This is a genomic window from Halomonas sp. MCCC 1A13316, from assembly GCF_014931605.1.
GTDB lineage: Bacteria > Pseudomonadota > Gammaproteobacteria > Pseudomonadales > Halomonadaceae > Halomonas.
In genome coordinates this window covers 453,995-474,823 of the sequence record NZ_CP053382.1, presented here as the reverse complement: position 1 = coordinate 474,823, position 20,829 = coordinate 453,995, and the positions used below count along the sequence as shown (strand labels likewise).

Below are 20,829 nucleotides of genomic sequence, written 5' to 3'. Positions count from 1 at the left end.
ATGTACCGTTCGGGACGCTCCTTTCTGCTGCTCCAAGGTCCCTGCACGGCTTTCTTTCGCCGACTGGCCATTAAGCTCAACGCGCAGGGACACCGCGTCACGGCCCTCAATTTCAACGCCGGCGACGCCCTCTTTCGCAGCGGCCTGCAGCAGATTGCATTCCGAGCGCCCCTGGATGAACTCCCGGGGTTCTTGAAGGAAATCTGGCAGCGCCATGAAATCACCGATCAGGTGATGTTCGGGGATCGGCGCGCCGTCCATCGGCCGTCCATTCTTGAGGCTCGTTCCCATGGCATTCGCAACCATATCTTCGAGGAAGGCTACCTGCGCCCCTTCTGGATCACTCACGAGCGGGAGGGAGTCAATGGCCACTCTCTGCTGCCGCGTGATCCGGATTGGTACCGTCATGTAGCAGGACGTCTTGGCCCACTGCCAACTGCAGTGCGCTTTCGCTCCTCGTTTCGAGTCCGCGCCGTTCAGGACGTGGCTTACCACGTCGCGGGGCTCTACAACCCGCTGGGTTACCGACATTATCGTAACCATGCGCCAGTCACTGCGCCGGTTGAGTACCTCGGCTATATCAAGCGCTTCACCAGGCTGCGTTGGCAGCGCCGCCATAGGGGCGATGCCGCCTGCATCGAGCGGCTACGACGCCAGTCAGCCCCCTATTACGTGCTGCCGCTGCAACTCAATGGCGATGCCCAGGTGCGCGATCACTCCGACTTCGAGCACATGGGACAGGTCATTGAGAATGTCATGACCTCCTTCGCTCGGCATGCTCCCCAGGAAGCCCGGCTGGTGATCAAGAACCATCCGCTCGACATGGGCCTGTTGGATTATGAGTCCCAGATCGAGATGCTGGCCAAACGCCTGGAACTCAACGATCGAATCGAGTATCTGGAAGCCGGCAATCTCGACCGCCTGCTTGCCAAGGCCACCGGCCTGGTCACCGTCAACAGCACCAGCGGCCTGGTGTCGTTGGAACATGGCTGTCCCACGCTGACCTTGAGCGATCCGATATACGCAATGCCCGGTTTGACACACCAAGGCGATCTGGACAGCTTCTGGCAGCATCCGCAGCGACCACAGCGCGACTTGTACCAGGCCTTTCGCACCACGCTGCTGCACACCGTGCAAGTAAATGGCGGGTTTTATTGCACCACGGGCATCGACCTGGCCGTCGCCAATACACTCAGCCGCCTGACCGCGGAACGTTCACCGCTGGAGACTCTGCTGGAATGTCAGCTGCAAACCGCCTGATCCTGATCACGGGAGCCAGTGGTGCCATCGGCGGTGCGCTGGCTCGCGCCTACGCCGCACGCGATACCCAACTTCTCCTGCAGGGCCGTGATCGACAGGCTCTGATGGCCACCGTAAGCGACTGTGAGGCACAGGGCGCCAAGGTCACGCCGGTGTATGCCGAACTCACCGATAGCTGCGCCCTGGATGCCTGGCTGGACGAACTGGTTGGTGACCGTCTTCCCGACCTGGCCATCCTGGCGGCCGGTATGAACACAGACATCGGCACTCGCGGTGAGGGGGAATCCCAGGAGAAGAGCACACGACTACTGGCTCTGAACCTGCAGGCTCCCATGCAGATGGCAACTGTCCTGGCGCCTCGCATGCTGGCCCGTGGCAGCGGTCAGCTGGTCTTCCTCAGCTCGCTGGCCGCCTGGTTCGGCCTGCCCGTGACGCCCAGCTACTGCGCCAGCAAGGCCGGCATCAAGGCGTACGGCGAGGCCCTACGAGGCTGGCTCTCACCTCATGGCATCGGTGTCACCGTGGTCATGCCCGGCTATGTCAGCTCGGCCATGGCCGCCGCCATGCCCGGCCCCAAGCCCTTCGAGTGGCCACCCCAGCGGGCGGCGAGAGCGATTCGGCGCGGTATCGAGCGCAATCGGGCCCGCGTCAGCTTTCCCTTTCCGCTCAGTCTCGGGAGCTGGAGCCTCTCTCTGCTGCCCGCCGGCCTCTCCCAGCGCCTGGTGCGCTGGCTCGGCTACGGGGCTCCTCGATGAGCATGGCCTTGATCGCTCTGCTGGCAGGCTGGCTTGCCAGCCTGCTGCTCGAGCGGCTTGTGCGGCCAGTCATTGTGCCTGTCTGGCACCGCCCGCCTGCCACTTTGCTCGTTCACCTCGGTGCCTGGAGCCTTGCCTTCACCGCTCTGCTCGTCGTGCTGCAACGCCCCTGGTTCGCCGCCAGCTTCGCGACCTGCCTGCACCTGGTGCTCATCCAGAGCAACCATGTGAAGTGGAAGACGCTCAAGGAGCCTTTCCTTGTCCAGGATTTCGACTACTTCATCGACATGCTGAAGTACCCTCGGCTCTATTTGCCCTTCTTCGGTATTGGCCTCGCGGTGACCGCCAGCCTGGCCGGGGGCATGGCGATCCTCCTGTTTTTCTGGCTGGAGCCATGGTGGTTGGGCTACACCCCACCCCTCCAGGCACTGAGCAGCGTAGTCGGCCTGACTCTCCTCGCCCTGAGCTTGCTGACACTGGGTCTGCGGCGTCTGCCCTCCGTCGACCTTGATCCGGCCAGTGACCTGGCCCGACTGGGCATGTTCGCCTTCTTCTTCGCCTATGCCCGCCTGGCTCGTCGTCCTCTCGAACCGCAGGCATCTCCGTCCCTGTTGAAAGCAACGCCGAGGCTACCGGAGGATGCCCGCCTGCCAAACGTGGTAGTCGTGCAGAGTGAGTCCTTCTTCGATCCGCGCCGCTGGAGCGAGGCCGTCGCGCCGGACCTGTTGCCCGCCTGGGACAGGACCCGAGTCGGCAGCCTCTGCCACGGCCGACTCGGCGTGCCGGCCTGGGGGGCCAACACGGTCAGGACCGAGGCCGCCTTTCTCACCGGGCTCGATGAGACGGACTTCGGCATTCACCGCTTCTCGCCCTATCGCGCGCTCGCCAAGCAGCCGCTGCCCAGCCTGCTGAATGTCATGAAGAAGCTAGGCTACCGCACCGTGGCCGTGCACCCCTATCCCGCCGGTTTCTACCTGCGCGACAGGGTCTTGCCCCGGCTCGGGGTCGATCATTTCATCGATATCGAGGCGTTCGACGTCAGCGAACGCGACGGACAGTACATCGGTGACGCCGCGCTGTCTCAGCGCGTCGCCAATCTGCTCAAGCTCGCGGATGACGAGCCGATATTCATCTTCGTGATCACCATGGAAAATCACGGTCCGCTTCATCTCGAGCGGGCCGATGCCGGTGCCGCAGAACGGCTCTCACCCAGCCACCGTCTTCTCGCCACGCAGCCCGCCTGCCATGACCTGCTGGTCTACCTGCGCCACTTGCAGAATGCCGATGCCATGGTGGATACGCTGTGCCAGCGGCTTGTGGAGGCCGAGCGCCCCGGCCTGCTGTGCTGGTACGGCGACCATGTGCCCATCATGGATGCGACCTATCGCCATCTCGGCGAACCCGACGGCAGCACCGATTACCTGATCTGGTCGACCCAGCCCAATGCCCCGGCAACCCAGCAAGACCTTCGCATCGAGGCCCTGGCCGAGCGCCTGCTCCAGGAAGTTCACCGGCTTGCCACCGATCAGCAGAACGAGAGCCGGGCCGATACAGCCCATAGCCCGGGACGGCCTCAATATTTTTGTACGCAGGAGCAGTGATGACTAACCGTGTTGCCCTTATCGGCGCCGCTTATCGCCTCCCCGGCACCACGTCGGAAACGCTGTGGGACGACCTCAAGGCCGGCCGGGATCTGGTGACCCAGGTCGCCGCGGATCGGTGGAGCCACGACGCCTTCCAGCATCCGGACAAGCGTCACCCCGGCACCAGCGTCACCTTCGCTGCCGGCAGCCTGGGCGACGTCAGCGGTTTCGATGCCGAGTTTTTCGCCATCTCGCCGCGGGAAGCCACACACATGGATCCCCAGCAGCGCATGTTGCTTGAGCTGGCCTGGGAGACCTTCGAAAGTGCGGGTATTCCTCCTTCGCACCTGCGGGGCAGCTCGTGCGGAGTCTTCCTCGGCATCGCCAGCCTCGACTACTCCTACCGCCTGGCCGACAACCTGGCGGCCCTGGATGCGCCTTCGGCCACCGGCAACACCTCCAGCATCGCCTCGAATCGGATTTCCTACGTCTTCGACCTGCACGGCCCCAGCATGTCGATGGATACGGCCTGCTCCTCATCGCTGGTGGCGTTCCATCAGGCCTGCCAGGCGATTCGCCACGGCGAGACCGACATGGCCCTCACCGGGGGCATCAGCCTGCACCTGCATCCCTACGGCTTCATCGTCTTCACCAAGGCCAGCATGCTCTCGCCCACGGGTCGCTGCCAGGTCTTCGATGAAAGCGGCAACGGCTATGTGCGCTCGGAAGGGGCAGGCATGTTCCTGCTCAAAGACTACGACAAGGCCGTGGCTGACGGCGATCGCATCCTTGCCGTGGTGGCCGGCTCGGCGGTGAATACCGATGGCCACAAGACCGGACTGACCGTGCCCAACGCCGATGCCCAGGCAGCCCTGATGCGCCAAGCCTATGCCCAGGCCGGCATCGCGCCCGACGAGATCGACTACCTCGAGGCCCATGGCACCGGCACGGCGGTCGGCGATCCCATCGAGACCCGCGCCATCGGCGAGGCGCTAGGCAAGCATCGCCGCATGCCGCTGCCCATCGGCTCGGTAAAAAGCAACCTGGGTCATCTCGAAACCGCCTCGGGAGTCGCCGGCCTGGCCAAGGCACTGCACAGCCTCGAACATCGCGAGGTGCCCGCCACGATCGGCGTACGCCGTCTCAACCCCCGTATCAAGGCCGATGAGTGGAACCTGCGGATCGTCACCCAGCCCTGGCAGTTGAAGCCGGAGGGGCGCCTGACCGTCGGCATCAACTCCTTCGGCTTCGGCGGGGCCAATGCCCACGTCATCCTGCAGAGCCCGCCCGACACCGCCTCACCCCGTCATCCCGCTGAGCATGGGCCTCTGCCGCTGCGGCTCTCCGCACGCAGTGAACCCGCACTCAAGGCCATGGCCGGTCGGCTGGCGCAGTGGCTCGGCGAGACCGACGACGCTCTCTACGACATCGCTCATACCTTGTATTGCCGCCGCGATCACCATTCGCATGGGGCACTGCTGTTCGCTACCCACAGGGAAGGAGCATCACGCGTGCTGGCAGCGTTCGCCAGCGACAGCGAGGCGCCCCCTGCCGAGCTTTCCCTGGGTCAGCGTCTGGCGAACCCCAGCGCCCCCGCCTTCGTCTACGCCGGAAACGGCTGCCAGTGGGAGCGCATGGGTGCCGTGCTGCTCGAGCGTTCGCCGGTGTTTGCCGAGGCCATCGATACTGTCGATGCCCTCTTCGAGCCTTATGCCAGTTTTTCGCTACGCGCCGAGCTCGAAGGGTGCAATGCGGCCCTGGCCGATGGCACCTCCCGCATGGCGTTAACCGAGATCGCCCAGCCGACGCTGTTCGCCATCCAGGTCGGCCTGACCGAGATGCTGCGCCAAGAGGGTATCGAACCCGCTGCCGTGGTCGGACACAGCGTGGGCGAGGTCGCCGCGGCCTGGGCCAGCGGTGCACTCAGCCTGGCCGACGCCGTCAAGGTGATTTACTACCGCAGCTTCTACCAGGGCCAGACGCGGGGTCAGGGTGAGATGACCGCCGTCGCCATGGGTGCCGAGGCACTCGATGAAGTACTGGCCAGCGGCAATTATCCCGGTGTCCATCTCGCCGGCATCAACAGTACGCACGGCATTACCCTGGCGGGCGAGCCGACCGCGCTGGACCGACTGGAACGTCAGCTTGCCGACCAGGGCATCGTGGCCAAGCGCCTGCCGCTCGACTACGCCTTCCACAGCCCCGCCATGGACCCCATTGAGGCCGGCGTGCTCGACTCGCTGGCATCGATCACTCCACGTGTCGAACGACTGCCCTATATCTCCACTGTGACGGGCACGCCACTACCCGGTACCGAGCTGGGCGCCGAGTACTGGTGGCACAACATACGCCAGCCGGTGCGCTTCGCCACAGCCATCGATTCGCTGATCGTCGATGGGTGTCACCTCTTCATCGAGATCGGTGCCCATCCGATCTTGCGGCGCTACCTCAGCGACGCGCTTCGCGATGCCGAGCGCGACGGTCTAGTGTTGGGCACCCTCGAGCGCGGGCGTCCCGCCGAAGCATGCATGGCACGCACGCTCGGCCAGGCGCTCCTCAGCGGCATGCCGCTGGACACCCAGCGATGGTTCCCCATCGAGGGTCGGCGGGTCGAGCTGCCGCGCTATCCCTGGCAACGCGAGCGCTATTGGATTGCAGGTACCGGCGACGGCCAAGGGCTGCTCGAGCGCCACTACGAGCACCCCCTGCTGGGCTATCGCCTAGCCCAGCAAGCCGACACCTGGGAGAGCCAGCTCGATACCGGTCGCCTGCCCTGGCTGGCCGACCACGTGGTCGGCGAGGGCGCCGTGTTCCCGGGCGCCGGGTTCGTCGAGCTGATGCTTGCCGCCGCCCACCATAGCCGCGAAGCCTCGCTGATCGATCTCGAAGAGTTCGAGATCCGTGCCCCGCTGTTGCTCGATACGCCCAACGGGCGTCGCATGCGCCTCAAGCTTCATCCTGAGAATGGCACCCTCGAGGTACGCTCTCGCGAGCCGCTGGCCAAGAGCGAGTGGCAGCTCAATGCCGTGGCCCGTGTCATGGAGCAGAGCCGTGGCTTCCTGCTGCGTCGCCATGCGCCGTCGCTGCCCTCCAGGGAGCCGGACATCACCCTGGCGGAGCATCTCGATGAAGCCGAGCGGCTGGGGCTGCACTACGGCCCTGCCTTCCAGGCGATCTCCCGGGCCTGGGTCGAAGGCGACAACATCCTCGGCGCCATCGAGCCGCCCGCGGATATCTGCGGCACCCGGGACCCCCTGCACCTGCATCCCGGCATTCTCGATAGCGCCTTCCAGCTCTTCATTCCCCTCCTGGCCCGTCAGGCTAAAGACGCTGGCCACGACAGCGACGGCATGGCCTTCGTGCCGGTGCGCGCCGGTCGCATCCAGTATCGCTGTAACGCTGGCGTCCCCGTGCTGGCCCAGGCCCGCCTGATCAAACGTGCGCCGCACTCGTTCACGGCCGACTTCGAGCTCTACGATGCCCAGGGCCGTGCCGTGGCCGTACTCAGCGAAACCCGCTTCAAGGCGATTCGCCTGAAGCGACAGCAGCAGCAACGAATCAGCTTTCTGGACGTCTCGTTGACGCCGGCCCCGCGCCGTATCGCAACCGACTCGCTCGATTCGGGCACGCTGCATGCCGCCCTGCCGAACCTTATCGATCGCTATGCCCGGCACACTGGCGGACGCTACGCCACGGAAGTCGATCCCCTGCTCGATAGCCTGGCCGATGCCTTTGCCATCGAAGCCCTGGCTACGCTGCTGGATGGCGATAGCCTGAGCCATACGAGGTATCGGGAACTCACCCGCACCAGCCTCAATGGTCAGCGACTGCTCGACCATCTGCTCCGTCAGCTGGAAGCCACCGGCCGCCTTCAGCGTGACGAGCAAGGCTGGCGGCTGGCAAGAATAGAAGAGGAGGTCGACGCCAAGACGATCTGGCAGCTCCTGGTGCGCGACTATCCCGATCACTTCGCGCCGGTGCAACGCCTCGGCCGCTTCGGCCTGAACCTGCCGGCGCTGCTCAAAGGAGATACCGATGCCGGCGCCCTGGGGCTCGATTCCCAAGCGCTGGCCCTGCTCCCCGGTCAACTTATCGGCATCGCCGGCTGGCAAGCCATTGCCGGCGCATTGCGTGAAGCCCTCGGCTCTCTGCTGACCGAGCTGCCAGCCGGCCAGCGGGTACGCCTGCTCGAGGCTGGCCCGACATACCCGGCGCTCAGCGAACGGCTCTGCGACTTGCTCGATGCTGATCGCTGCGATCTCACTCTCCTGACGGTGGGTGAACAGGCCTGGCACCAAGCCGAACAGCTGCGTGAGCGTAACCCACTGATCGACGTCGAGCGACTCGAACAGGCGGCCGAGAATCACCCCGAGGCCCAATTGGCCTTGGTGAGCATCGAGTCGGGGCACCGCGAGCGCAGCCGTCAACTGCTGCAGGCCGTCATCGAGCGGCTGGCCCCTGGCAGCCAGCTACTAGTGCTGGGCGTTCACCCCAGTGCGTGGCTCGATGCCCTGCTGGCGACCCCCGGCCTGGAAGACGAAGGCAGCCTGCTCTCCGCCATCGACCAGGACGAGGTCGTCGCGCAACTGAACGCCTTGGGCCTCGCAGAAGTGCATCGCCTGCCACTGGAAGAGGAGGCAACGCGTGGCGCCTACCTGCTGTATGCGCAATTGCCCCAGAGCGAGACGCACGCGGTAACCACCCAGGCGAGCGATTATCAGCTGATTGCCGACGAGGCCACCTTGGTTCAAGCCCGTCAGATTGCCGATGGGCTCGAGCGGCTCGGCCATCATGCCAGCATTGTTGAGCGCTGCGATGCCGCGGCTACCAGCGCCAGGTTGGTCGACCTGCGCGGGGGAGAGACACGCTGCGAACAGGCCATCGCCTGGGCCGGAGCACTCGAATCCCGCCAGGACCGAGCCAACCTGTGGCTGGTAACGCGAGGAGTTGGCGCCATGTGGGCGCGTGGTGAGGCGCTTGAAAAGAGAAGAGAGTCGTTGGGAGGGAATGGTGAATCGCTAACGGTGAGGGCTGAGTCGCAGAACGAGGGGCTTCCCGGCACCGATGCCGCACTGTGGGGCTTTGGCCGCTCGCTGGCCAACGAAGCCACCGGCCATAAGGTGCGCCTGCTCGATCTTCCGTCCGGCATGACACGCCTCGATGACACCGTGCTGGAAGCGCTGCTCACCGAGCTCATCACACCCGACGCCGAAACGGAGGTGGTGCTCGATGACTGTGGTCGGCGCTTTGCCACGCGCGTTCGCCTTCAGCCTGCTCCGGGCAGCACGGCACGCGCCGAGCGGGATTCCCGCCAGGCCATAAGTCTGGGCTTTGCATTGCCCGGTCAGCTACGCAACCTGGCCTGGCAACCCCGCTCCTTGCCTCAACCCGGCCCCGGCGAGGTGGAAATCAAGGTCCACGCCACCGGTCTCAATTTCCGCGACGTCATGTACACCTTGGGGCTGCTCTCGGATGAGGCCATCGAAAACGGCTTTGCCGGCCCCACCCTAGGGCTGGAATTCTCCGGCGAAGTGGTCGCCATCGGCACCGACGTGAAGGATCTGGCAATCGGTGACGCCGTGGTGGGGTTCGGCCCGGCCAGCTTCAGCGATCGCCTGATCGCCAGCCGACAGGCCATCGCCCCGATACCGGAGGGGGTCAGCTTCGCCGCGGCCGCCACCATCCCCACTACCTTCTTCACCGTGTACTACGCGCTCAAGCACTTGGCACGTCTGGCCCCCGGCGAAAGCGTACTGATCCATGGCGCCGCCGGCGGGGTGGGCATCGCCGCCATACAGATCGCGCAATGGCTGGGAGCCGAGATCCATGCCACCGTGGGCAGCGAGGAGAAACGCGACTTCCTGCGCTTGATGGGCATCGAGCAGCTCTACGACTCCCGCTCGCTGACCTACGCCGAGGAAATCCTCGAAGCGACCGCAGGGCGCGGCGTCGACGTGGTGCTCAACTCGCTCGCCGGCGAGGCGATCAACCAGAACTTGCGCGCTCTGCGCCCATTCGGCCGTTTCCTTGAACTCGGCAAGCGCGACTTCTACGAGAACACCCGCATCGGCCTGCGTCCGTTCCGCAATAATCTCAGCTACTTCGGCATTGATTCCGATCAGCTGATGAAGGAGCTGCCCGAACTCACCGGCCAGCTCTTCGCCGAGATGATGGCGCTGTTCCATGACGGCACTCTGACCCCGCTTCCCTATACCGCCTTCAGCGACCGGCAAGTGGTCGAAGCCTTCCGCTACATGCAGCAGGCTCGACAGATCGGCAAGGTGGTAGTCACCCATGAGCAGGCCCCTACGTTCAGCCTGCCGCAGCCGGCGTCTCTCGAACGGCTTACGCTGCCCGATGATGCCAGCTATCTGGTCACCGGCGGCCTGGGCGGCTTCGGCCTGAAGAGCGCCCTGTGGCTGGCCAGCCGTGGCGCTCGCCACCTGATCCTGGTGGGGCGCAGCGGTGCCGCCAGCGAAGAGGCCCAGCGCGGCGTGGCCGAACTCGAGGCGCAAGGCGTCGAAGTCGTGGCCGCGGCCTGCGACATCACTACCCAAGCGGCGTTGGCCACGCTGCTTGCCGGCTGCCGCGACCACCTGCCTCCACTGCGCGGGGTTATCCACGCCGCCACCGTGATCGACGACGGCCTTATCCGCAACTTGGATAGCGAGAGGATGCATCGCGTGCTGGCGCCAAAGATCGACGGCGCGCGACATCTCGATGCACTGACCGCCAACGACGCATTGGACTTCTTCGTGCTCTACTCTTCTGCCACCACCCTGTTCGGCAACCCGGGGCAGGCCAACTACGTAGCGGCCAACCACTGGCTCGAGGCATTGGCGGCCAGCCGCCGAGCACGCGGCAAGCCCGCCACCTGTCTGCGCTGGGGGGCAATCGAGGACGTCGGCTTCCTGGCGCGCAATACGCGGACACGCGAAGCACTACAGGAGCGGCTGGGCGGCTCGGCGCTGCACTCCGACGATGCCCTGCAAGTGCTGGAAACACACCTGGTCGGAGGTGAATCGCTCGGCGCCACGGTTGGCGTACTCGAACTGGACTGGCACGCCCTGTCGCGGTTCCTGCCCGGCGCCGAAGCGCCGCGCTTCGGCGAAGTCGCCCGACAGGCCGGTGACGGCAAGCACAGCGAAGACGACGGCGAGAACCTTGCCGCCCTGTTCGCCGATCTCTCCCCCGAGGAACTGCACAGGGCCGTCACCGATCTGCTGCGTGCTGAGCTTGCCGCCATCCTGCTGATCAACGAAGCGAAGATCGACGTGAACCGCTCAGTCTACGACATGGGCTTCGATTCGCTGATGGGCGTCGAGCTGATGACTGCCATCGAGGCACGCCTGGGCGTTCAAGTGCCGGTGATGGTACTCAGCGAGGCTTCCACGCTGAGCAAGCTGGCCGGTGTGCTGATCCAGAAGCTACACCACGGCGAAACCGACGAGGAGCCGGCCGACGAGGCATCGATCGCCTCTCTGGCCAGCCGGCACGGCGTCACACACCTCACCGAAAGCGAGGAAACCGCGTTATGAGCCAGCGTCGCGCCGACCTCAAGCAGCAACTGCTGGCCCAGGCCCGACAGCGCCGGCGTCAGCGGCCGCCGGAAACCGCCGTCGCTCATCACGGCGATGCCTCCCGTCCATCCACCGCGGTGCACAGCACGGTGCCAGAGCGGTTCACCCGCTTTGACGCCCTTCCTGGCTATCAGCAGATCGCCCTGATGCGAGAAGGGGCCCGTCGGCTCGGCCTGACGGACCCCTTCTTCAAGGTACATGACGGCAATGCCGGGGCCACTAGCCTGATCGATGGCCGCGAGTACCTCAACTTCGCCAGTTACAACTACCTCGGCTTTTCCGGCGACCCACGCATCAACCGGGCCGCCTGCGAGGCCGTGGAGCACTACGGCACCTCTGTTTCCGCCAGTCGCGTGGTGTCGGGAGAGCGCCCCATCCACCGCCAGCTGGAGCAGGCGCTGGCCGAGGCCTACGAGGTGGAGGATGCAGTGGCTTTCGTCAGTGGCCACGCCACCAACGTGTCGACGCTCGGCTACCTGTTGGGCCCCCGCGATCTCATCCTGCATGATGAATACATCCACAACAGTTCGCTGGTGGGGGCCCAGCTCTCTGGCGCCAAGCGCATCTCGTTCCCGCACAATGATGCTGATGCACTCGACGCCCTGCTGGCTCGGCATCGCGGCCAGTTCGAGCGGGTTCTGATCGTGATCGAAGGGCTCTACAGCATGGATGGCGACGTGCCCGAGCTGCCTCGCTTCGTCTCGCTCAAGCGCCGGCACCAGGCGTGGCTGATGGTCGACGAGGCCCACTCTTTCGGCGTGCTCGGCAAGAACGGCCTGGGCCTGCGGCAGCACTTCGGCACGGCAGCCGAGGATGTCGATATCTGGATGGGCACCCTGAGCAAGAGCCTGGCCGGCTGCGGCGGTTACATTGCCGGCTGCCGCGCCATGGTGGAAACCCTGCGCTATCTGGCCCCGGGCTTCCTCTACAGCGTGGGCATGCCCGCCCAGGTCGCCGCCCCCTCGCTCGAGGCGCTGAGGCTACTCCAGCGCGAGCCCGAGCGGGTCCAGCGGCTGCACGCGATCTCGCGCTATTTTCTCGAGCGCGCCCGGGCTGCGGGGCTGGATACCGGTCACAGCATCGGCGCGGCCGTGGTGCCGGTCATCGTCGGCAGCTCACCACTGGCGGCCCGGCTCTCCCACGCCCTGTTCGAGCGCGGCATCAATGTCCAGCCGATCCTGCACCCCGCCGTACCGGAGAAGAGCGCGCGGCTGCGCTTTTTCCTCTCCTGCGAGCATACTCGCGCACAGGTTGACCAGACACTTTCCGCTCTGAAAGAAGTGTTCCAGGATAGCCGCTGAATTTACTTCTATTCAGCCCTTAAGAAACCGCTGAGCAATCCGTCGCTGAGCACCTTGAGTGTTCAGAGCGGCACATTCATCTGTCATCGGTCACTTACCCAGCCACCGCAGGTGGTTGGTTGCCCCTGGCAGCCGGGGCAACCGGCTGCCAGGCCAGATTCAAAGTGCACTGGTCCCCTCAACTCAGTTCTTGCATCGGGTCGCCAGTACCAAGCTGGCCAGTCCGAACAGACTGGAGGGCACCGGCGCTGGCCCTCCTGCTTCTACCATGCGGACCAAAGTGCTGCGGTTAACCATCCAGGTTCTCCTCCTGAATTATTTTCTTGCCAGCCTTGATGCAGCCCTAAAACTATGCTGTATTAACTACGTAGTTTTTGGGCCTGCCGCAGCAATCCAAGCCCACTGCGCGCCACAAACCATATAAAAAATCATACCCTTGTGAGGAAATATAATGACAAAATTATTCCGAAAAGCGTCTATCTTCCTGGCAATTGCAGGAATTACTGGAATTTCAACGGCACACGCAGAGCGTATAACCATTTCGTCCTGGGGTAGCCCGAACCACTACCAAGTCAGTCAATTCGTTCCAAAATTCGAAGAGCTTCTTAAGGAGAAGAGCGACGGCGAGATCCGAACACGTTCTTTTGCTGGTGGCGAAATGGTCAAGCAGCAATTCGTCGCGACCGCGATCCCACAAGGTACGATCGATATTTCACTTACTACGATGGACAACTGGTCCGGCCATATTCCTGAGGTCTCGATCCTGACGTCTCCGTTGTGGACCAAATCCATTCAGTGGACACGGGACAACCTGAAGCCTGGCAATCCGGTTTTCGATTACTTCGATGAAGAGCTTCAGGCTCAGGGTGCAGTCTTGTTGGCAATGTTCGATATCGGTCCGCCTGTAATTTCTGCAACCTTTCCCATAAATGGTCCGAGCGACTTTCAGGGCAAATCGGTCCGCGTCTATTCGAAAGGAGCGGGTGAAGTGATCCAGGCCCTTGGTGCGGCACCGACCATCATGGGTGTTGGCGACGTTTATTCTGGGCTCCAAAGAGGAACGGTTGATGCGGCGATGGGAGGACTCGGCGGTGCGGTGGGCCTCAAGCATTATGAGGTGACTGACTTTTTGCTCGATCACAACGGTGTATTAGGCACGCTGATTCACGCCTACGTCATGAATAAAGAAAAATTCGAATCCCTTTCTCCTGAACTGCAACAGACCGTGGTGGAGTCAGCCCAGGAGGCCCGCGACTCGATGCAGCAGTTCGCCATCGATGAAGAAAGCCGTCTTATCGATGTGATCAAAGAACACGGAAATGAGGTCGTTGCAGTAGAGCAGGGCAGTGAGGCGTGGCAAACTTGGGAGAATGCGCTGGAAACCTTCACCCAGAAGTCCCGGGAACAATACCCCGCTGAGCTTGTGCAGATGATTGAGAGTGAGTGATTAGGTGACGGAGGTCTAAGCCGCTATCTGGCTTGGCTTAAACCTAACGGGCCATGAGCGAGGGGCGGAACGCTAACCGTCCTGCTCAGCCTCTCACATGGAGTCAGGGCATGATACAAATCTCAGAATTCGTTGGGCGGGTTTTTACCTACATCTCCATTGCATTGATGCTTTTTTTATCGATTCCCATCGCATATGAAGCCGTGATGCGTTCGTTCGGGCATCCAACTATCTGGGTGTTTGAAACGACTCTATATTCCTTTATCTTTCTCGGCTTCATGGGCAATGTTCTCGCGGTTAAATCGGGCACGCACTTTCGTGTGACCCTGCTTGCGGACCTGTTTCCCAGGTACCGCCGCATTTTCGATCTTCTTGCGCACTTTTCGGTGCTGCTATTTGCAGTACTCATCATTGCCTCCGGCAGTTACTTTGCCTGGTATTCGTGGACCCACGATACAGTTTCAGCCTCACTACTCGAAATTCCCATGTGGATACCACAGATCGCCATTCCCTTGGGTGGCGTTGGCTTGTTCCTACAGACACTGGTTGCCATCAGCCGGGGTGGAAGAGAAGACCTCCCGCATATCCAAGTAGACTAACAGAGGTTACCCAACATGGAATTCTTCTACGATTGGGGGGGGTATATCTCGATTTTCCTCCTGTTCCTACTCATGTTGCTGACGGTACCGGTCTTTGTAGCGATGGGGATCTCTGCCTTTGTGGCTTCACTGCTACTTGAAGACCCTTCGCTGGTGTTCCGCACGTTTATTCAGACAAGTTGGCAAGGTGCATCGATCTTTGAACTGGTTGCGCTACCCCTATTTATTTTGACCGGCACCATAATGCAACGAACAGACGCGGGTGCCGATCTCTTCGAAGTGACCAAAGCCTGGATAGGCTCTGTCCCTAATTCGCTGGGGGTTGCGACCATAACGGCCTGCGGTATCTTTGCGGCGATTTCCGGCTCAAGCATTGCGACCGCCGCTACGGTTGGACTGGTGGCCATTCCGTTACTCGTGAAAGAGGGGTACGGCGAGCGCCGGGCAGGTGGGTTCGTTGCAGGAGGGGGCACGCTTGGAATCATTATACCCCCCTCGATTCCGCTGATTCTCTACGGAGTAATCACTGAAACGTCAATAGGCCAGCTTTTTATCGCCGGCGTCGTTCCCGGCATTATTATGATGAGTTTTTTTGTTCTATATGTACTCCTGTCGAGGCCCCGAATAAAGTCGGGACTGAGCGTGAGTGCAACCGTGCCCTCCCCTACTTCAGCCATGGCACTTCAGTCCGAGCCAAGCTTAAGTTATACAACCCGGGATAAGCTCGCCGTGACGCGCCGGACCATTGGTGTCGTACTTTTGCCTGTCGTTATTATTACAGCAATTTACACCGGCATTTTTACTCCGACTGAAGTTGGTGCACTCTCTGTTCTATATGTTGTCGCGCTTGGCGCGGGGCAAAAGAGGTTGACACTCGCCAAGCTTAAGGATGCCGCCGTCATGGCGACGGCGACAACGTCAATGCTGGTCATGCTCATCGTTTTCGGTCAGTACTTTGCCCATTTCCTGACATTCGAGCAGGTACCCCAGGCGATCGCCCAAGCCATCATTGAGGCAGCGAGTGGAGTGGGGGCTGTGACCCTAATGATCCTCGCCTACATCGTGCTGGGTATGTTTCTTGAAAGCGCCGCCATGCTTCTTATATCTATTCCTATATTCCTGCCGGTTGCAATACAGGTGGGGATGGAGCCCATCGTCTTCGGCATATTTGCCTGTATAGCCATGGAGATTGCTCAAATCTCACCACCGATTGGAGTCAATCTTTTCACCATTCACGGTATATCTAAGATCAAGCTTGGTACGCTAGCACGCGGGGCCGCGCCGTTTTTGCTGATTCAAATCGGAATGCTCTATTTGGTTTATTTTTTCCCGGAGATCGTCCTCTGGCTGCCAAATTCCATGAGGTAGGAATGAGGTTGGTTGGGCGCTTAGATCAAGCTATGGACTCGAAGTGCATTTCCGCTGGCCGCTGAAGGGAACCAGTCTTCGGGTTGGGGCCCTCCCAGGCCCGGAATTGAACATGCACCCTAATTAACTGCTGCACTGTCTGTATTAACTGGAGAACTCTAACAATGAAACTCACTAAAGAAGAAAAGGCCATGCTGGCCGGGGAGATGGGCGAACCCAAGCGTTGGGCTATCGAGCATATGCTGCGTGTCGGCCAGGTTTTCGACGCACCGGATCTGGTTCCGGTTTCTCAAGCCCACATGATGGGCGACACGGAATCCTTGGGGGTTGCCGGGGTGGAGTTTCTGGAATCGCTGGCCAGTCATCCAGAAGAGCAGCGGCACGTAAGCGTACCGATGATTACCGACCCTCGTGGTGTCGACCTGAGCTACTATAAGGAACTCGGGCAGACGGAAACCATGGCCGAGCTTGAGCGCCGTACGATTGCCGCTTGCGAGAAGCTGGGCATTCTGATGACGGATACCTGCATTAACTACCAGACGGTCATGCCCCCCGTGCTCGGGGATAATGTGGCGTTCGGGGACACGGGTGTGGTGATCTATAGCAACAGTGTGCTCGGCGCCCGCTCAAATTTTGAAGGCGGTCCCTCCGCACTGGCCGCAGGTTTGTCGGGTCGAACGCCCCGTTACGGGCTCCATCTGGATCAAAACCGTAAGGCAACCAAACGCTTTATTGTCCGCCATCAGCCGGTCGGCTTGACCGATTGGGGGATTCTAGGCGGACTCATAGGCCGTTTATCAGGCTCCTACTGGGAAGTCCCCGTTGTGGAGGGACTGCAAATGATCCCTACATCGGATCAGTTGAAGCATTTCGGGGCGGCGATGGCCAGCTTTGGCTCTACACCTCTCTTCCATTTGGTCGGCATCACCCCTGAGGCTCAGGCGCTTGACGATGTTTGCGGCGACATCATACCCGACGCCCAGGACATCACCGCTAAGGACATGGAGTCCTTTCAGGGTAACTTTGGGACCAAGGGGGACAAAGTTGACGTGGTCGTGTTCGCTGCGCCTCAGCTATCGCTCGTCGAAATGAGCCAGGTCGCCGATCTCATCAGTGGCAAGCGGATTCACAAGAATACCTCACTGATCGTATGCACCTCACCTAGTGTTGCGGCGGACTGCGACCGGATGGGCCTCACCGATCGAATTGAAGATTCAGGTGCAAAAGTGCTGAGAGGAACCTGTTTTTACAACCAATACGCACGCGAGCTCGGCGAAGCGAATAACTGGAAGAGCCTGCTCAGCAATTCGGCAAAAATCGTTAACATCATCAGCGGATACGGGTATCAGCCCGCACTGGCCAGTATGGAAGTGTGTATCGACTCAGCAATTGCAGGAGAGATCGTATGAAGAGCGAATTGAAATGCCACAAAGGGACCGGAAGCAAAGTCCAGGGTGAAGCACTGGTCGCCAATGATAACTTCTCGGCTCGATACGATCTCGATCGGATTAAAGGAATATTTTCCCGGCCCGCTCATAAACTGGCGGGGCAATCCTATGTCGATAAGATTCTTGTACTCAACACCGCAAAAGGCGGGGTCGCATCCGCCTGGATGTTGCATGAAATGAAAGCACGTGGCATCGCGCCGAAGGCCATCCTGTTCAACAGCGCGAACACTATCCTTGTCCAGGGCGCAGCCTTAGCCGATATGACTCTGTGTGACCGGTTTGAAGATGGCGATATCACCACTCTCATAAAGACTGGCGACCAAGTTGTCGTAGATCCTGAGCGAGGGCTAGTATCCATTCTCCCTGAAGTGTAATACCGCGTAGGGTAGGCGCCGCGGCGTAACCCGGCGCCTCTGAATCGCTTCTTAGATGAGTGCATTCGCTACGCAGTAGTGCGAAAGACGGAGGACGAAGCGAGGGGAAAGCTGAAGTGGCCGTGCCCGATAGCGCCTTTTGGCGCAGATATTAAAGCCGGTATGGAACAATGGCTATTTTTCGCGTCCCTGGAGGCACAATTGAAAGGATCAGGCAGTCGTTTCACACAAAGGCAGTACATTTTTTTCACGCGCTGTCTCCCGTTTCTTGTTTGGGGGCGGAGTCTGACCCGACACTCGTTGGTTGCAGACTTCTTGGCTGGCTTGACGGGGGCTGTGATTGTGCTACCCCAAGGTGTAGCTTATGCCCTTATTGCTGGCTTGCCACCGGAGTATGGTCTGTATACGGCAATTGTTACCCCTGTAATTGCCGGCTTATTTGGTTCCTCCCTGCATCTTGTCTCCGGTCCTACTGCGGCGATATCCATCGTTGTTCTGAGTGTCGTTAGCAATGTATTCCCACCGAACTCATCAGAGTTCATTCCAGCCGTTCTGACGCTAACGTTTCTGACCGGGATTGTTCAGCTCTTGCTCGGCTTTGCAAAGCTGGGCACCTTAGTAAACTTCATCTCCCATACGGTTGTTATTGGCTTCACCGCCGGCGCTGCCGTGTTGATTGCCAGCAGCCAGATGAAATATGTCCTAGGCCTGCCAGTGCCTACCAACTCATCATTCACCCAGACGTGGACGGCACTAGCGCAGCAGTTTGGGGAGATCAACTTCTACGCTCTAATGATTGCCCTCGCGACGATGTTGTCGACCCTATTGCTCAAGCGTATTAATCCCAGGCTTCCGACGATGTTGTTCGGCATGATCGTGGGCAGCCTGCTGTGTTGGCTAATTGATGGGGGTAGCCAGGGTGTTCCGCTGGTAGGCAGTTTACCGGATGGCCTGCCTGGCTTTGCGGTACCCGACTTTTCCTTCGATACAATCCATGCCTTGCTCCCCGGGGCGGTGGCAGTCGCCATTCTGGGACTTGTCGAGGCGGTGACTATAGCCCGCGCCATTGCGATGCGCTCCGGCCAGCGTATCGATGGAAATCAGGAGTTTATTGGACAGGGCTTATCCAATGCTGTTGCCAGCTTCTTTTCATGCTATGCGGGCTCGGGCTCGTTCACCCGCTCGGGCGTGAATTATGAATCGGGTGCGCAAACTCCCGTAGCCGCGATAATTGCGGCGTTGACCCTCGTCTTAATTCTAATACTGATACCGGAGGTCACATCGCTACTACCGCTTCCAGCAATGGCGGGGGCCATATTGCTGATTGCCTGGGGCCTGATAGACAGGCTCCATATTAGGCACATCCTCCGTCACAACAGGCAAGAATCAGTTATTCTTCTGGTCACTTTCACTTCTACACTGATTATCGAACTGGAGTTTGCGATCTATCTGGGAGTGATTCTATCCCTCGTTCTTTACCTGCGGCGTACTTCACGTCCTCGCCTGATAGAGGTGGCGCCCAAGAGCTCAACCCCCGGGCTAGATCTGCGAAGTGTAAGTCGGTACAATCTTGCCACTTGCCCAAGGATGAAAATCGTACGCATTGATGGATCAATATTCTTCGGGGCGACGGATTATATACAGCAGTCCCTTCTGGATTTTACCGCCCCGCTAGACCGTGGCGATCATCTTCTCATTGTATGTTCCGGTATCAATTTCATAGATATGACGGGTGCCGAAATGCTTCTTCAAGAGATAGCCCGCTTGAAAGCAGAGGGAATAATGGTAAAATTCTGCGCTCTGAAAAATACCGTCAAAGATGAAATGTTAACTATCGGTTACTGGGAAGCACTGGGACCTGTTAATTTTTTCAATACGCCTGAGGAGGCCCTTTCAACTATAACCCATAACCTCAACAAACATCATTGCAAAGTATGCAGAAGCTGCATTTTTAGTACATCTTGAAGGGAGCCGGATAACGCATGGTTATCTTTTTTATCCTGTCGAGGTTACCTGGTGATCGCATTTTTAATGCTGCGTTTAGACCTAGGTAACACCTTGCCTGGTTTTATAGGTGTTGCGCCTGATTCCGCTGCCCAAGGAAAAATTAGATGTATGAAAAGTGCCTGGGATCGAATGAATAAGGGAGCAGGTTTATTTTTTCTGAACAGGTCACCGTTGCCTCGGGGCAATGTCTTCCGTCATAAATTGTTTGCAAGCTTTACCTTAAAAAGCGTTAGTATGAACGCGCGGGACAAGGTAGCAGCAACAACTTTTTAAGCTAAAGAGGCGTTATTTAATCCATGCAAAACACTGACCAAAATGATTGCGAAGAGTTTGTCCGCCGTTTCTGGCCGGAAAGTGGCGACTTACCTAAGCACGAAAAGCTTCGTAAAGCAATTACAGAAGCGATTATTCAGGGCTATTGGCGCCCTGGGACGCGCCTCGCCACTGAGTCTGAATGGGTAAAGGCGACACCGTGCGGTCTCGCTACGGTGCAGAGGGCATTTCGCGCCCTAGTAGCTGACGGCCTGGTTCACCGGCGCAGGGGCAGCGGGACAGTGGTAGCCCGTTTTAGTCGGCCGCTGGCACAGGGTCCATGGCATATGCGTTTTTTGCGACAAAATGCGGAAGAATCAGAGTACTTGCCTGTGAGCACAAGGGTTCTTAACCGGAATATCACACAAGAATCTGGACCATGGACAGGAATTCTCAGCGGCGACGAGAACGCGCTGGTCAAAATAGAAAGAATTATGGAGATTGAAGAAGCTTTCTCTGTTTATAATATTTTTTACGCTCAGGCTGATCGGTTTCCCGAATTAGTGGATCAGCCAGTGTCTAAGCTCCATGGAACGAACATAAAGAAATTTATTTCCCAACGCTACCATACGTCGGTACATAAGGTCCAGCATAAGATGACGTTTGAGCTTGTTCCGAAATGGGTTACGGATAATTGTGAATGGCCGGATAGTGCTTATGCTGTGAAACTCAACGTAGTAGCTTATTCTTTTGAAGGCGAAGCAATGTATTACCAAGATTTTTACATTCCACCGAATAACCTTACCTTAGACCTTGGCACCAATAGATGGGTTTAGTTCTACACGCGCTTTCTCT

12 protein-coding genes are annotated in these 20,829 nt (G+C 59.9%); all 12 read left to right on the top strand.

The genetic code is table 11. The features are described 5' to 3' along the window. The 12 genes from HNO52_RS02205 to HNO52_RS02150 all read left to right on the top strand — a co-directional run bounded on the left by HNO52_RS02205 (window position 1) and on the right by HNO52_RS02150 (window position 20,810). Window positions 1–1,260, top strand: a complete 1,260-nt coding sequence (locus HNO52_RS02205) for a capsule polysaccharide biogenesis protein (RefSeq protein ID WP_197567455.1) — start codon at window positions 1–3, stop codon at window positions 1,258–1,260. Continuing rightward, window positions 1,239–2,015, top strand: a complete 777-nt coding sequence (locus tag HNO52_RS02200) for an SDR family NAD(P)-dependent oxidoreductase (RefSeq protein ID WP_197567454.1) — start codon at window positions 1,239–1,241, stop codon at window positions 2,013–2,015. The genes HNO52_RS02205 and HNO52_RS02200 overlap by 22 nt, the downstream gene beginning before the upstream one ends. Then, window positions 2,012–3,616 carry an LTA synthase family protein gene (locus tag HNO52_RS02195; protein WP_197567453.1) on the top strand — a complete coding sequence of 535 codons (1,605 nt, stop codon included), beginning with the start codon at window positions 2,012–2,014 and terminating at the stop codon, window positions 3,614–3,616. The genes HNO52_RS02200 and HNO52_RS02195 overlap by 4 nt, the downstream gene beginning before the upstream one ends. Next, window positions 3,616–11,136 carry a type I polyketide synthase gene (locus HNO52_RS02190; protein ID WP_197567452.1) on the top strand — a complete coding sequence of 2,507 codons (7,521 nt, stop codon included), beginning with the start codon at window positions 3,616–3,618 and terminating at the stop codon, window positions 11,134–11,136. Before HNO52_RS02195 ends, HNO52_RS02190 begins: the two co-directional genes overlap by 1 nt. Next, window positions 11,133–12,479, top strand: a complete 1,347-nt coding sequence (locus HNO52_RS02185) for an aminotransferase class I/II-fold pyridoxal phosphate-dependent enzyme (protein ID WP_197567451.1) — start codon at window positions 11,133–11,135, stop codon at window positions 12,477–12,479. The genes HNO52_RS02190 and HNO52_RS02185 overlap by 4 nt, the downstream gene beginning before the upstream one ends. Window positions 12,480–12,930: 451 nt before the next feature. Next, window positions 12,931–13,926 carry a TRAP transporter substrate-binding protein gene (locus tag HNO52_RS02180; RefSeq protein WP_197567450.1) on the top strand — a complete coding sequence of 332 codons (996 nt, stop codon included), beginning with the start codon at window positions 12,931–12,933 and terminating at the stop codon, window positions 13,924–13,926. A gap of 110 nt (window positions 13,927–14,036) precedes the next feature. After that, window positions 14,037–14,525 carry a TRAP transporter small permease gene (locus tag HNO52_RS02175; RefSeq protein ID WP_197567449.1) on the top strand — a complete coding sequence of 163 codons (489 nt, stop codon included), beginning with the start codon at window positions 14,037–14,039 and terminating at the stop codon, window positions 14,523–14,525. Window positions 14,526–14,540: 15 nt separating this feature from the next. Beyond that, a complete protein-coding gene (locus HNO52_RS02170; RefSeq protein WP_197567448.1) occupies window positions 14,541–15,893 on the top strand; it encodes a TRAP transporter large permease in 1,353 nt (450 codons plus the stop codon). 164 nt (window positions 15,894–16,057) lie between these two features. Continuing rightward, a complete protein-coding gene (locus tag HNO52_RS02165; protein WP_197567447.1) occupies window positions 16,058–17,302 on the top strand; it encodes an aconitase X in 1,245 nt (414 codons plus the stop codon). After that, window positions 17,299–17,715 (top strand): aconitase X swivel domain-containing protein, encoded by a 417-nt coding sequence (locus tag HNO52_RS02160; protein WP_197567446.1) that lies wholly within the window; start codon window positions 17,299–17,301, stop codon window positions 17,713–17,715. The genes HNO52_RS02165 and HNO52_RS02160 overlap by 4 nt, the downstream gene beginning before the upstream one ends. Window positions 17,716–17,877: 162 nt before the next feature. Next, window positions 17,878–19,680 carry a SulP family inorganic anion transporter gene (locus tag HNO52_RS02155; protein WP_197567445.1) on the top strand — a complete coding sequence of 601 codons (1,803 nt, stop codon included), beginning with the start codon at window positions 17,878–17,880 and terminating at the stop codon, window positions 19,678–19,680. A gap of 338 nt (window positions 19,681–20,018) precedes the next feature. Continuing rightward, window positions 20,019–20,810 carry a GntR family transcriptional regulator gene (locus HNO52_RS02150; protein ID WP_197567444.1) on the top strand — a complete coding sequence of 264 codons (792 nt, stop codon included), beginning with the start codon at window positions 20,019–20,021 and terminating at the stop codon, window positions 20,808–20,810. Window positions 20,811–20,829 lie beyond the last annotated feature (19 nt).